Annotated in this window: 13 protein-coding genes; 7 read left to right on the forward strand and 6 right to left on the reverse strand. The window is 42.9% G+C overall.

What is annotated here, in order from left to right:
• Positions 1-31 precede the first annotated feature (31 nt).
• The 3 genes from C8R11_RS10415 to C8R11_RS10425 all read right to left on the reverse strand — a co-directional run bounded on the left by C8R11_RS10415 (position 32) and on the right by C8R11_RS10425 (position 2,995).
• Positions 32-655, reverse strand: a complete 624-nt coding sequence (locus C8R11_RS10415) for a Maf family protein (RefSeq protein ID WP_090698463.1) — start codon at positions 653-655, stop codon at positions 32-34.
• A 53-nt stretch (positions 656-708) separates the two neighbouring features.
• Positions 709-1,179: a 23S rRNA (pseudouridine(1915)-N(3))-methyltransferase RlmH gene (gene rlmH / locus C8R11_RS10420; protein WP_107795642.1), complete on the reverse strand. Its 471-nt coding sequence runs from the start codon at positions 1,177-1,179 to the stop codon at positions 709-711.
• A gap of 229 nt (positions 1,180-1,408) precedes the next feature.
• On the reverse strand, positions 1,409-2,995 hold the full coding sequence (locus C8R11_RS10425) for a bifunctional aminoglycoside phosphotransferase/ATP-binding protein (protein WP_181258234.1): 1,587 nt from the start codon (positions 2,993-2,995) through the stop codon (positions 1,409-1,411).
• A gap of 228 nt (positions 2,996-3,223) precedes the next feature.
• Between C8R11_RS10425 and C8R11_RS10430 the strand changes: the two genes are divergently transcribed.
• Entirely contained in the window at positions 3,224-4,933 is a 1,710-nt protein-coding gene (locus C8R11_RS10430; protein WP_107795644.1) for a cation:proton antiporter domain-containing protein, read from the forward strand.
• A gap of 174 nt (positions 4,934-5,107) precedes the next feature.
• A complete protein-coding gene (gene ftsH, locus C8R11_RS10435; RefSeq protein WP_107795645.1) occupies positions 5,108-6,937 on the forward strand; it encodes an ATP-dependent zinc metalloprotease FtsH in 1,830 nt (609 codons plus the stop codon).
• 83 nt (positions 6,938-7,020) lie between these two features.
• Here ftsH and C8R11_RS10440 read toward each other — a convergent pair whose 3' ends face one another.
• Complete coding sequence (locus tag C8R11_RS10440) at positions 7,021-8,271, reverse strand: lytic murein transglycosylase (protein ID WP_107795646.1); 1,251 nt, start codon at positions 8,269-8,271, stop codon at positions 7,021-7,023.
• Positions 8,272-8,316: 45 nt separating this feature from the next.
• Entirely contained in the window at positions 8,317-8,757 is a 441-nt protein-coding gene (gene fur, locus C8R11_RS10445; RefSeq protein WP_090698453.1) for a ferric iron uptake transcriptional regulator, read from the reverse strand.
• Positions 8,758-8,854: 97 nt separating this feature from the next.
• On the opposite strand from fur, the gene C8R11_RS10450 reads away from it, so the two are divergent.
• From C8R11_RS10450 to C8R11_RS10460, 3 genes are all read left to right on the forward strand, one after another.
• A complete protein-coding gene (locus C8R11_RS10450; protein ID WP_090698451.1) occupies positions 8,855-9,259 on the forward strand; it encodes an outer membrane protein assembly factor BamE in 405 nt (134 codons plus the stop codon).
• Between the two features lie 32 nt (positions 9,260-9,291).
• On the forward strand, positions 9,292-10,098 hold the full coding sequence (gene dapB, locus C8R11_RS10455; protein WP_107795647.1) for a 4-hydroxy-tetrahydrodipicolinate reductase: 807 nt from the start codon (positions 9,292-9,294) through the stop codon (positions 10,096-10,098).
• An 82-nt stretch (positions 10,099-10,180) separates the two neighbouring features.
• Positions 10,181-11,002, forward strand: a complete 822-nt coding sequence (locus C8R11_RS10460; protein ID WP_107795648.1) for a symmetrical bis(5'-nucleosyl)-tetraphosphatase — start codon at positions 10,181-10,183, stop codon at positions 11,000-11,002.
• On the opposite strand, the gene C8R11_RS10465 is transcribed toward C8R11_RS10460, so the two are convergent.
• On the reverse strand, positions 10,935-11,729 hold the full coding sequence (locus tag C8R11_RS10465; protein WP_107795649.1) for a lysophospholipid acyltransferase family protein: 795 nt from the start codon (positions 11,727-11,729) through the stop codon (positions 10,935-10,937). The two genes, C8R11_RS10460 and C8R11_RS10465, sit on opposite strands and share 68 nt — an antisense overlap.
• Before the next feature lie 298 nt (positions 11,730-12,027).
• Between C8R11_RS10465 and C8R11_RS10470 the strand changes: the two genes are divergently transcribed.
• Both C8R11_RS10470 and C8R11_RS10475 read left to right on the forward strand, forming a co-directional pair.
• The gene (locus C8R11_RS10470; protein ID WP_107795650.1) at positions 12,028-12,258 is read left to right on the forward strand and encodes a hypothetical protein; all 231 of its coding nucleotides are present in this window, start codon (positions 12,028-12,030) and stop codon (positions 12,256-12,258) included.
• Positions 12,259-12,276: 18 nt separating this feature from the next.
• Entirely contained in the window at positions 12,277-13,053 is a 777-nt protein-coding gene (locus C8R11_RS10475; RefSeq protein WP_107795651.1) for a carbonic anhydrase, read from the forward strand.
• The last annotated feature ends 39 nt before the right edge of the window (positions 13,054-13,092 follow it).

Genomic DNA, 13,092 nt, shown 5'->3' on the forward strand with positions numbered 1-13,092 from the left:
CACGACAAGGCTTAATAATAAGTAGTCAATGTTATTTAAATATTTCTATACCGACTTCTTCGAGTAGTTGTGATGTTTCAAACAACGGCAGTCCCTTTACGCCACTGTAACTGCCGCAGATTTCAACAATAAAGGCTGCGGCTAAACCCTGAATAGCATAAGCGCCTGCTTTATCGTACGCTTTATCATTATTGATGCAATAGCGGATTTCTTGTGCCGTTATTTCACGAAAACGAACGGTTGTTGTTGATAATCTGACTTGTATTTCATTTTTAAATGCTACGCCAATAGCCGTTAACACCTGATGTGAACGGCCTGACAAGGCGGTAAGCATTTCTTCGGCATGTTCTTGATTTTTTGGTTTACCTAAAATGCATCCATCCAATGAGACTACTGTATCTGCAACAAGAATAGGCAATGATGGTAACTGTCGTTGCGATAAACGTAACCAGCTTGCTTCAGCTTTGGTATTAGCAATGCGATATACATAATCATTTGGCGACTCATCATGCAAAGGTGTCTCATCAATATCGTTTGGTCGGCTCAGTGTTTCGCGCATTAACAGTATTTTATACTTTACACCGATTTGTTTTAGCAGTTCGCGTCTGCGTAGACTGCGTGACGCTAGATAAATCTGGTTTTCAGTGAAAGCCATAATGTAAATGATCTCGAAATATTATTTTAAATCTAAAATTTTTGAACTTGACATTATATTCGATGATAAGGGTGATTCCTGATTAATGTTACAGCGCGATACAATTGTTCACTCAAGATCACCCGCACAAGTCCATGTGGAAAGGTTAACTTTGAAAGAGAAAATGTTCCATGTACGGATGATTTGATTTCATTATGCAGGCCATCCGCTCCTCCGATGATAAAGACTGTATTTCTTCCTTCTTGCATCCAATTGGTGATGGTGTGAGCCAATTGTGCAGTTGTCCACTGCGTACCATGTTCATCAAGCATAATAAGACGACATCCTGATGGTATTGCTGCTTTAATGCGATGGTATTCGGCATATAATATTTGCTCTGTGCTTTTATTGCTTGTTCGTTTCTCTGGTTTAACCTCTATCAAGTGAATGGTGACTTCTTGAGAAAGCCGTTTAGCATATTCGGTAAAAGCAGTATTAATCCAGTTTGGTAGCTTATTTGCTACAGCCAAAATATAAAATTTCATTTTTAACCATTTTGAAAATTAATATTTCTCTGCGATGTTACGACTTTGCATTGATACCACAAGTAAATGAACTTCTAAAGCTTGTAATAAACTTGCATCTGTGTGCGCAAATGGAATTATAGAGCCAAAATAATAAATTAGGATGATATCTTTACGTTGGTTCTCTTTTGTGCATGAAATAGGGTCGAATCGAAATGAAGTATTTAACTGTGTTTAATTAAGTTATTTGTTATTTCTTTAAATTCGCATTGCATCTTTGCATAATCACTGATTTCAGCTTTTCTAAATTAACAGTTTTCTCTGTATCAATTAAAATACGGTAGGGTAATTCATCGTCGTGCAATGGTTCTGTGGTAACTAGCTGATGCTCGAGGATTGAAATATCAGCGTCGGAAACGTCGTGTGATCTAGCCTGGATGCGTTGGCGCAAGGTATCTGCAGAAGCGGTAAGCTCCAGAATGATAAATGGCATTTGTTTACTATGTGCTAGTTTCTGAAAGCACTGTCGTTGTGTGTATTTAAGGAAAGCTGCATCAATTATGACCGGATAATCAGCACGCAATATATGTTCCGCCAGCGACTTGAGTCTTGCATAAGTTTTGACAGTGGTTTTTGATGAGTAGATTCCCTTATTCACCAAGTTCTGAGAAGGACTCACAGGATCAATGCCAAGCAATCTTTTGCGTTCAACATCAGAACGAATTCGGATTGCACCGATTAATTCAAGCAAGGATTGTGATAATGTACTTTTACCTGATGCTGAAAGACCTCGCGTAATGATTAGCATTGGTTTTGTATGGATTATATAGGATAAAGCCAGTTTTAAATACGATTGCAATTCATTTTCAGCCTGACGTTGCTCTGATTTAACGATGTCCGACTGTGCTGCCCGGATCGCATTCACCATAACGCGCACGAGTGCGCGGTAGACCAGATAATAACGAAACACTTTCAAACCGTTGTAATCGCCACATTGCTCGAGATAAAGATTGAGAAAACGCTGCGCTAATTGTGGCAATTTTCTGCTGTGTAAGTCCATTACCAAGAATGCGACTTCAGACAAGGTATCAATCCAGCGCAAGTCAGGATCGAATTCTAAACAATCAAAAGCAATTGGCTGGTTGTTTAGCCACACCAGGTTGCGTAAATGCATGTCGCCGTGACATTCACGAATAAAACCATTGTTTTTCCGTTGTTCAAATAGCGGTGTGAGCGTTTTAAAAACTGATTGATGCCAAAGATCCAGCTTTGCTAATTGCCCTGAGAATTGATCCATATCTGAGCACGCTCTGATATTTATAAAAATTTGTTGTGTAGCGTGATTAATTCGCTGCGGGTTGCCAAAGTTCGTAGCATATTCAGCAATTTTGCTATGCTGGTGAAACTTTGACACCAGCTTTGCAAATGCGTCGATGTGCCGGTTTTCAAGCTTGCCACTAGTTAGCATGTTGTCCAACTGTGCCTGCTGTGAAAATTGAATCATTTTAAGCGCATATTCAATTGCTTTACCCGTACCATTTAAAATCGGATGTTTTGGGTCGCCGGTGATTTTGACAATACCTAAATAAATAGGTGCAGCTAATCGCTTGTTAAGGCGCAGTTCTTCATTGCAAAAAAAACGGCGTTTTTGGAGTGAGGAAAAATCAAGAAACCCCAGATTGCAAGGTTTCTTGATTTTGTAGGCGAAATCGCCGGTTAGAATAACCCAAGAGATATGCGTTTCAATGAGTTGAATATTATTCACCGGATGATGATAAACATCCGGCTGCATAAGTGATTTGATAAGTTCTGGTTGTGGCGTATGGTTTTTTTTCATAAGAGGATTGCAGTTTGTACGAATGTGATGCATTGAATAAAATCAGGGTGGAAGCTGCATATTGGAAGTAGCGATTTGTTTGCTCGATTTTCTCAATCCTGATATAACTGACAACGCGCAAGCTTGTTTAAAAAGAACGTGACAAACCAATTCGAACAAGCAAATTTTTGAAACAGAATCTTTGAAAATTTTACCATCGCTACTCGAATAATAATAACTGGAGAATAAATGGAACATGGATTAACTCTGATAACTACGATAGCAGCTGGATTTGGTCTAGCTTTGTTATTCGGTTTTTTCGCCGAAAAAATTAAAGTTCCAGCATTAGTTGGCTATCTACTGGCAGGAATCGCTATTGGTCCCTCTACGCCCGGATTTGTTGCAGATACTCAAATCGCATCTGAGCTGGCAGAAATCGGAGTTATGCTGTTGATGTTCGGTGTAGGTCTTCATTTCTCCCTGGCTGATCTGCTCGCAGTCAAACGTGTCGCTCTACCGGGCGCCATTTTTCAGATGACTGTAGCTACCATACTGGGTTTTTTTCTGGCTTCATCGTGGGGATGGGATATGAGCGCCGGGTTGGTTTTGGGGCTTTCTTTATCTTGTGCGAGTACAGTCGTGTTGCTCAAAGCACTTGAATCGCGCGGGTTGCTGGAAACTATGAATGGCCGTATCGCGGTCGGTTGGCTGATAGTGGAAGATCTGGTTACGGTGCTGATTCTTGTACTCTTGCCTTCGTTTGCCAACTTGCTGAACGGATCTGACGATGCAGCGACGCCATTGTGGCAGACAGTCTCTTATACATTGATCCAGGTGTCTATCTTTATTGCGTTGATGTTGATTGTCGGCCGTCGCTTGCTGCCCTGGCTGCTGTGGCAAGTTGCACAAACGGGTTCTCGTGAATTATTTACTCTAGCGGTTGTTGCGTTTGCAATTAGTATTGCTTATGGTGCGGCAGTGTTATTCGGCGTGTCGTTTGCACTGGGGGCTTTTTTTGCCGGAATGGTCATGCGGGAGTCAAAATTCAGCCAACGTGCTGCCGAAGAATCATTGCCATTACGCGATGCGTTTGCAGTTCTTTTTTTTGTTTCCGTCGGTATGTTGTTCGAGCCGCAGGTGCTGATAGATGAGCCGTTGCATGTGCTCAGTGTTGTTGCGATTATTATTGTTGGCAAATCCATAGCAGCTTTGTTGCTGGTACTGGTTTTTCGTTATCCATTGAATACGGCGCTGGTTGTGGCCGCGAGTCTGGGTCAGATTGGCGAATTCTCATTCATTCTGGCGGGACTTGGACTGTCTCTGGGTCTAATGCCTGCAGAAGGGATGAGCCTGGTGCTCGCGGGCGCATTGATATCGATAGCTTTCAATCCTATCGCTTTTGCGGTTATTGCACCAATCAGTAGATGGGTGCTCAGGCATTCTGCATTGGCACGGCGTTTGGAAACGCGTGATGATCCCTATGCCGAGTTACCCATGAGCACCGAGCGTAAATATCTTAAAGGGCAGGTGGTGCTCGTCGGCTATGGGCAAGTGGGAAAACGTATCGCTAAAGCGTTAAGTGGGCAGGACATTCCTTATATTATTGTTGAACAGAACCGGGAACAGGTCGAGGATCTGCGTAATCAGAATGTGCCCGCTGTATACGGTGATGCTGTTGAACCATCAGTGCTTATTCAGGCACATATCGCTGATGCGTCCATGCTGGTTATTGCTGTGCCTGATCCGATTAATATTCGTCAAATGGTTGAAACTGCGCGCACGCTGAATCCGGATATCGAAGTCGTACTCCGCACCAACAGTGAAGATGAATTCGCTTTACTGCGGGAAGACAACCTTGGCACAGTGTTGTATGGCAAGGAAGAACTTGCAAAAAGCATGATGCAGCATGTTTTACAACGATTTGATCCGCAGGCGCCGAAAGCGCCTCGTAATGCATAAGTTGATTCGCAGGTATTGATATTACGGCATGATATTTAACATTCCTGTAAAACCAAGTGATCTGGAATGTAGTGGTTTGATTATTTACAATTCTTGAATTAGCTTATATATAGACTTGTTACAATAGATTTAAATGAACCTGGCGTCTGGCTTACATTTCAAAACGAGATTTTGATGGATAACAAAGAGCAAATTAATTTTTGGTACGTTATTGCTGCGGTGCTGGGCGTATTATTTTTACAAAGCCTATATACGCAATACACACGAATTGAGCCGATTCCCTACAGCCGTTTTCAGCATTTTCTAGAGCAGGGACAGGTAGCGGAGATTTCAATTACCGATCAGCATATTTACGGCACACTCAAAACTCAGCATGCGGATGGATTCAGTGAGTTTGTCACCACACGCGTGGAGCCGGAGTTTGCCGAGGAGCTGGAGAAATATAATGTGGAATATACAGGCGTGGTAAAAAGCACTTGGATACGCGATCTGTTGTCCTGGTTGTTGCCGATGGCGATTTTTATTGGTATATGGCTTTTTATTATTCGTCGAATGAGTGGTGGTATGAGTGAGGGTATGATGTCGATTGGCAAGAGTCGCGCGAAGGTATTTGTTGAGAAAGAAACCAAAGTTTCTTTTGCTGACGTTGCGGGCGTGGATGAAGCCAAAGAGGAATTGATTGAGGTTGTCAATTTCCTCAAAGCACCGGCAGATTATGGTCGACTCGGTGGACGTGCGCCAAAAGGCATTCTGCTGGTTGGCCCACCTGGTACGGGTAAGACTTTACTCGCAAGAGCCGTAGCCGGTGAAGCAAGGGCCCCCTTTTTTTCGATTTCCGGTTCTGAGTTCGTCGAAATGTTTGTCGGTGTGGGTGCAGCGCGTGTGCGTGATTTGTTTGAACAGGCGCGACAGATGGCACCTGCAATCATTTTTATTGATGAACTTGATGCACTGGGCCGAGCCCGCGGCGCCTATGGCTTAGGCGGAGGACATGATGAGAAAGAGCAAACGTTGAATCAATTACTGGCAGAACTCGATGGCTTTGATCCTACAAGTGGTATTGTGTTGCTCGCGGCCACTAATCGCCCGGAAATTCTTGATCCTGCATTGCTGCGCGCAGGACGCTTTGATCGTCAGGTGTTGGTGGATCGACCGGACAAGCTGGGACGCAAACAAATTCTTACAGTACATATGAAAAAAGTGAAATTGAATACCGATGTCCAGATTGAACAGATTGCAGCATTAACCCCCGGTTTTACAGGGGCGGATCTGGCTAATTTGATTAATGAAGCGGCCTTGCTTGCAACGCGCCGTAATGCCACATCGGTAGCCATGGATGATTTTAACAATGCCATTGAGCGTATCGTCGCCGGTCTTGAAAAGCGCAATCGTTTACTTAATCCTGATGAGCGTCGTGTCGTAGCGTACCATGAACTTGGGCATGCGATGGTGGCATTGGCATTACCGGGTACCGATGAAGTGCACAAGGTCTCCATAATACCACGTGGTATCGGTGCGCTTGGTTATACCATACAGCGGCCAACCGAGGATCGTTTTCTGATGACAAGGATTGAATTGCAAAATAAAATGTCGGTGCTGATGGGAGGGCGGGCTGCCGAGCAGATCGTTTTTAAGGAAATATCAACCGGCGCTGCGGATGATCTGGCGCGCGCTACCGATATAGCACGGGCAATGGTATTACGTTATGGCATGAGTGATGTATTGGGACATGTTGCATATGAGCGTGAACAGTCTGTTTTCTTGCAACCCAATGTTCCTATGGCACAGACGCGCAATTATAGCGAAGAAACTGCCAACAAAGTGGATGATGCTGTACAGACACTGGTAGATAAAGCGCTGGAGCGATCCATTAAAATCCTGGAAGCTAACAGGGCAATACTTGATGAGACTGCTGAGGAATTATTGAAAACAGAAACACTCAATCAACCTGAAATCGGAAAATTAAAGAACGCGATAACACTCGAAAAAACAATTTTTCACTAATCTAGTGCACCGCCACTATGAAGTTGGCGATGTGCCAGTCAGTTAATTCGGAAATGAGTGACGTGGCCACGTAAAATGCGGGTTCAATGACTTAAACTGCTGGCCGCTGTTCGTATTGCTGTTAGCAGAGTGGAATCCAGATGTCCATCTGCAATACGTTGTGTTTTTTGTTGATAAAGACTGATGGCGGTTCGGGTCTGCGGTCCCATGACACCGTCCGCATCACCTGCGTCAATACCCAGCGTATGCAGATCTTTTTGTAACTGCCTTACCTGTTCGCGTGTGATTTTAATATCATCGGGTGGCGGTTGTTGAGATAACGCGGGCTCGCCGGCAATGCGATCAGCAAGATGGCCTACGGACAAGGCGTAAAATTCAGACCGGTTCCAGCGCATGATTACATGAAAGTTTTGTGTGACCAGAAAAGCAGGACCCTGATGGCCTGCAGGCACCAGTAGCGAGGCTTGTTGATCAGATGGTAAAAGACCAGGCCCGGATGTCGGTGTGATACCCAGTGCTACCCAGCTTCTAAGCGACCGTTTATGGTGATGACCCGCCAGCGAATAATCAAAATCGGATGGTAACTTGACTTCCTGTCCCCATTCAAAATCCGGATTCCATCCCATACGCAGCAAGAAATTGGCTGCTGATGTCATTGCATCTTCAATGCTGCCCCATAAATCACGCCGACCGTCACCATCAGCGTCTTTAGCATAACTTAAAAAGGTTGACGGCATAAATTGCATGTGGCCCATTGCGCCTGCCCATGAACCGACCATGCGTTCAGCCGTAATATCACCTGCATCGATGATACGTAGTGCATTTAGCAATTCCTGAGTAAAGTATGCACTGCGTCGTTGATCGCATGCAAGCGTAGTTAATGAATCCGGTACAGACCAGCTTCCGAAATATCCTCCATAATTGGTCTCGAGCCCCCAAAATGAAACCAGATACTTAGGTGGAATTCCAGTTTCTTGATAAATTTTTTCGAGTAATTTAATATTTTTATTCAGCTGGTTACGTCCATTCCGTACCCGTTCATCGGTAATACGTGCATTGAAATAACCTGCAAAAGTTTGAGTAAATTCAGGTTGGCGGCGGTCTAGTTCTATCACACGCGAAAGATGTTTGGCCTTCCCCAACACCTGATTTACGGTACTTTCTGATATGCCTTGTTGGCGTGCCTGAAATTTTAAATCTGAAACACACTGACTAAATTGTTGATTCGCTGCGAGCTCAAATGTGCAGAAAAATAATAGACTGCTCAGTAAGAAAGCTCTCTCCAACACCTTAAATCTAGTGGTTTTTGTCAAGATCAGCCCCAAAATTTCCATTGTTTGATTGAATTAAAATTTAAAATGTATGAGTTTGCTGGGTATTTATTTGCGGTGTGGACACTCTGTACGTTTGCAATCCGCGTATAGTGACAACGAATGTTCTTGCAATTTAAAACCGCGTTCTTTTGCAATGGCCAATTGACGTTTCTCAATCTCTGCATCGTAGAATTCTTCCACGCGGCCACATTGCAGACAAACCAGATGATCATGATGTCCATCGCCTTTTAGTTCAAAAACTGCTTTGCCACTTTCAAAATGATGACGCTCCAGTAATCCGGCCTGTTCAAATTGCGTCAATACCCGGTAGACTGTTGCAAGGCCGATATCCTCATTCTCATTGATTAGTTCCTTGTAGACATCTTCAGCTGAAAGATGGCGCACAGGGCTATTTTCAAACAGATTCAATATCTTCAGTCTCGGAAGTGTTGTTTTTAAGCCAATGGATTTAAGATCAATGCTCTTGAAATCTCCTGAATTGCTCATGGTTATTTATGTCAGGTAAATTATTTACTGTATCATATCGTGCTCAATCATGCAGAGTTTACTATACAAACTTAACATATCAAGATATATCAATAAAATGGCAGGAAAAATAACCACGTTGCTGGTTTTTCTAATTTTAGCAGGATGTTCTGTTCTTCCACATATCCTTTACAAGATTGACGTACAGCAAGGTAATGTAGTTACTGATGAGATGTTGGATAAGTTGAAACAGGATATGACTAAGTCTCAAGTACGGTTTGTACTGGGCTCTCCGCTCATTGTGGATGCATTCAGGGATGATCGTTGGGATTATGTTTATATTCAACGAGAAAAAGGCGATCTTGTGGAACAAAAACGGCTGACCATATATTTTAAAGACGACCGTTTAATGCAGTTTGAAAACCAAATGTTATATTCGCTTCATCCACTGGTTCCTGCAGCGCCGAAAACTGAAAAAATAATTGATAAAGAAATGGAAACATTCTCTGAAGGTGAACAATAATATAAAGTATTAATAAACTATACAGAGGTAATATGACAATTCAGAAAATTGCGATTGCAGGCAGTGCCGGACGTATGGGACAAGCATTACTGGAAGCAGTCACACAAGCAGGTGACATGCAGTTGTGTGTCGCACTCGAACAAAACGACAGTCCATATTTGGACAAAGATTCTGGGGAACTGATTGGTTCAAGTAATGGTATTCGAATTACCCATAATTATGTTTCTGCCTTAGTGGGTTGTCATCAAATTATTGATTTCACCCGCCCTGCAGGTACCTTGGCGCATCTTGCTGCTTGCAGGGAAGCGGGTGTAAAAATGATCGTTGGCACAACCGGTTTTTCTACAACAGAAAAAGAAATGCTGAAGGCAGCCTCAAAAGATATTGCGATTGTATTCGCACCTAACATGAGTGTGGGTGTCAACGTAACTTTTAAATTACTTGAAATAGCCGCCAAAGTGTTGAATCAAGGTTACGATATTGAAATTATTGAAGCGCATCATCGCCATAAAATCGATGCGCCATCGGGAACCGCTTTGCGAATGGGCGAAGTGATCGCCGAAGCGACGAATCGTGACCTGAAAAAAGTAGCGATTTATGGCAGGGAGGGGGTAACAGGTGAGCGTGCCGATGATACGATTGGATTTTCAACAATTCGGGCGGGCGATATAGTAGGCGAACATACAGCTATGTTTGCCGGTACAGGTGAACGGATTGAAATTGTGCATAAAGCGAGCAGCCGGATGACTTTCGCAATGGGCGCAATACGTGCAGTTCGTTTTCTAAAGGACAAACCTAACGGCTTATTTGACATGCAGGATGTGCTTGGTTTGCGATAGATGTAAGCGATTTTAATTTTATTATGCGTTTAGTGATGATTTTTTTTGCCGAATTTCCAATTAAAATCCTGAATAATACATTATGGCAACCTATGCAATAGGAGATGTACAAGGCTGCTATACCGCATTCAGAAAATTGCTCGATGTTGTGCATTTTGATCTGAAACATGACAAATTGTGGTTAGTTGGCGATATCGTAAATCGTGGGCCTGAATCCTTGGAAATGTTGCGTTTTGTGATGCAGTCTGATGAAGCGATTACTATGGTGCTTGGCAATCATGACTTGCATTTGCTCATGGTAGGTGCGGGAATAACGCCTCACCATAAAGACGATACAATTCAATCGATATTAAATGCGCCTGACCGGGAGGAACTACTGTTCTGGCTGCGACATCAACGATTGTTTTATTTTAAAGAGAAATACGCACTGGTACATGCCGGATTGTTGCCTGCATGGTCTGTAACTAAAGCCGCGCGGCTGGCGCAAGAAGTCGAATCAGCGTTACGCAGGGATGACTATCAAAAAATTTTTTCGCAATTGTATGGCAACGAGCCGACTTACTGGCTTGATAACTGGACGGGTGCAGAACGATTGCGAGTTATTATCAATGCGATGACACGCATGAGAATCTGCAGTCCTGGCGGGCATATGAACTTTTCATATAAGGGGTCGTTGCAGACCGTGCCTGCCGGGTACATGCCGTGGTTTGATGTCCCGCAACGCGCCAGTCTGGATAGCATCATTATCTGTGGTCACTGGTCTGCGCTCGGATTATATATCACTGACAGACTTGTTGCGCTGGATAGCGGATGTATCTGGAATGGTCAGCTATCAGCTATACGCCTGGAAGATAGGAAGGTTTTTCAGATTCATTGTGATAAGTCGATAATGACAGGCTGCTAGCAACTGCTTGTTCGGATAACCTCGCAAGTTCACGTCGATTCTTCCCTTCGCATAAAATGGCATCATTGAAGTTCAAAATCGCTTCCAGACACGATTGATTTAAAATTTTTCTCAATGAAGCTAATATCGAAGTATCAGTATAAGCTGCATCCAGACAAATATTACCAGTGCTGTCGAGATAACGAATTGCAACAGGATACAAAAAAGCATGCGTATTGACGGCGGATTGCAATAAAGATGCATGGAAATGATGAATCTGCAAGCCGTCGCTGGTCGCCCCTTCAGGAAAAATACAAACACGTTTGCCAGCGGTTAAAACATTGCCTATCTCCTGGTTGATACGCATGGTGTCGCTTCGTTTAGCCCGTTCAATAAATAATGTGCCTACTCTCCTGCATAAAAAACCAATAACCGGCCAATTGCGAATCTCTGATTTAGCGACGAACTGAGTCGGGGAAACTGCCATTATTAGACAAATATCCAACCAGGAAACATGATTGGCTACAAAAAGCACCTGTTGCGTGTTTTGACTAGGCAGCTGACCAGTGTAGTGCACTTTGATGCGCAGTATCTTAAGAATACCGTTTGCCCAATTTTTCATCATGCGATGTTGTGTTGAATGCGAAAGGTAGGGGTAAACTATTGATTGAATAATTCCTGATACTACATGGAGTATCAGGAAAGTAAATCGAATAATACGAACAAGTCCTGACGTTGTTTTTTTCATAGTGTAGGTAATAAATAACAATGGAATTGTTTGATCCATATTATTTTGGCGGAATCAAAAACATACTTAAGTCAAGTGTTTAGTGTTTACGTTTAAAAGTGGCATGATACAACACGAATCTGAAGGTTGCCCAGGATAATTGCAGCATGGCTACATTTCTATGCCATTGAGTGCATATTTTTGATTTTTTTTTTTTATTTTGATAGTCTGTCACTCGCAAAAATGCAAGCTTCCGTAGAATCAAAGTAGTTACGAAGAGATCGTATAATTAACCAGTGTTTTAATAAAGGAAAAAACGATGAAACAGATACTACAATTGACATTAACTTTAGCGATTAGTTTATATGTGGCAGTGGTGTGTGCTGCTTCACAACAGTCAGAAGTACCGTTACAAGGAAGTAAATCCTCAGACTCAGCATCAGTGCAGTCATCTCAGTCACTCAAAGAAACCGATTCAGCAAATAAAAAACGAAATGCTGACAATGAAAAACCTAATATGGCTGAATATTGTAGAAAACATACATGCTAATTATCTGGAGGAAAATCAATGAAAATTGTTGCTTTTTGGGTAAATCTAACGTTTGTAGCAGTTATTTCTTCGTACGCTTTTGCTTCGCCACATTGGTCTCATGAAGAGCAGGAAGAGTGGGGGGCAATCGAAGATATTGGGAAGCCATTGCCACTGAATTATCCATTTGCTGACTGTGCTATCGGAATACATCAATCCCCAGTAGATTTGGCGGGAGTTGAATTTGACAGAAAAATCAACAAATTGATGCCGAGATATCCTGCTGATATGCCGGCTTTTTATAACAGCGGTCACGCAATACAGATTAATACGTCTCTTGATTATGCAGGATATTTAGCAATCGGCAAAGAGCGTTTTCCTTTGATACAATTTCATTTTCATGCGCCGAGCGAGCACGTGATCGATGGGAAAGCTTTTGAAGCGGAGCTTCATTTTGTACATGTCAGAGATGACGGAAGAATGGCAGTTCTCGGTATTTTAATCGAAGTGGGCGAAGAAAATGAAATGCTGCAAACTATCCTTGATCATATGCCCCAAGAAGCAGGGGTTGAAAATACAGCGAGTCAAATCAAAGTAAATCCTGCCAAACTGTTACCGCGTCATCGGCAGCATTTTTATACTTATGCAGGATCATTGACCACGCCGCCATGCAGAGAAGGTATTAACTGGTATGTTTCAACGGAACCAATAACCGTGTCCGAAGCACAGCTTTTACAACTGAAAAGTTTTCATACCAATAATATTAGGTATCCTCAGCCATTGAATGGCAGAGTAATTATGACAAATGATCGGTAATGCGCCAGCGCTCAGTCAACTGAGCAATGGTAAGCGACG

The organism is Nitrosomonas aestuarii (assembly GCF_003046585.1).
Classification (GTDB): domain Bacteria; phylum Pseudomonadota; class Gammaproteobacteria; order Burkholderiales; family Nitrosomonadaceae; genus Nitrosomonas; species Nitrosomonas aestuarii.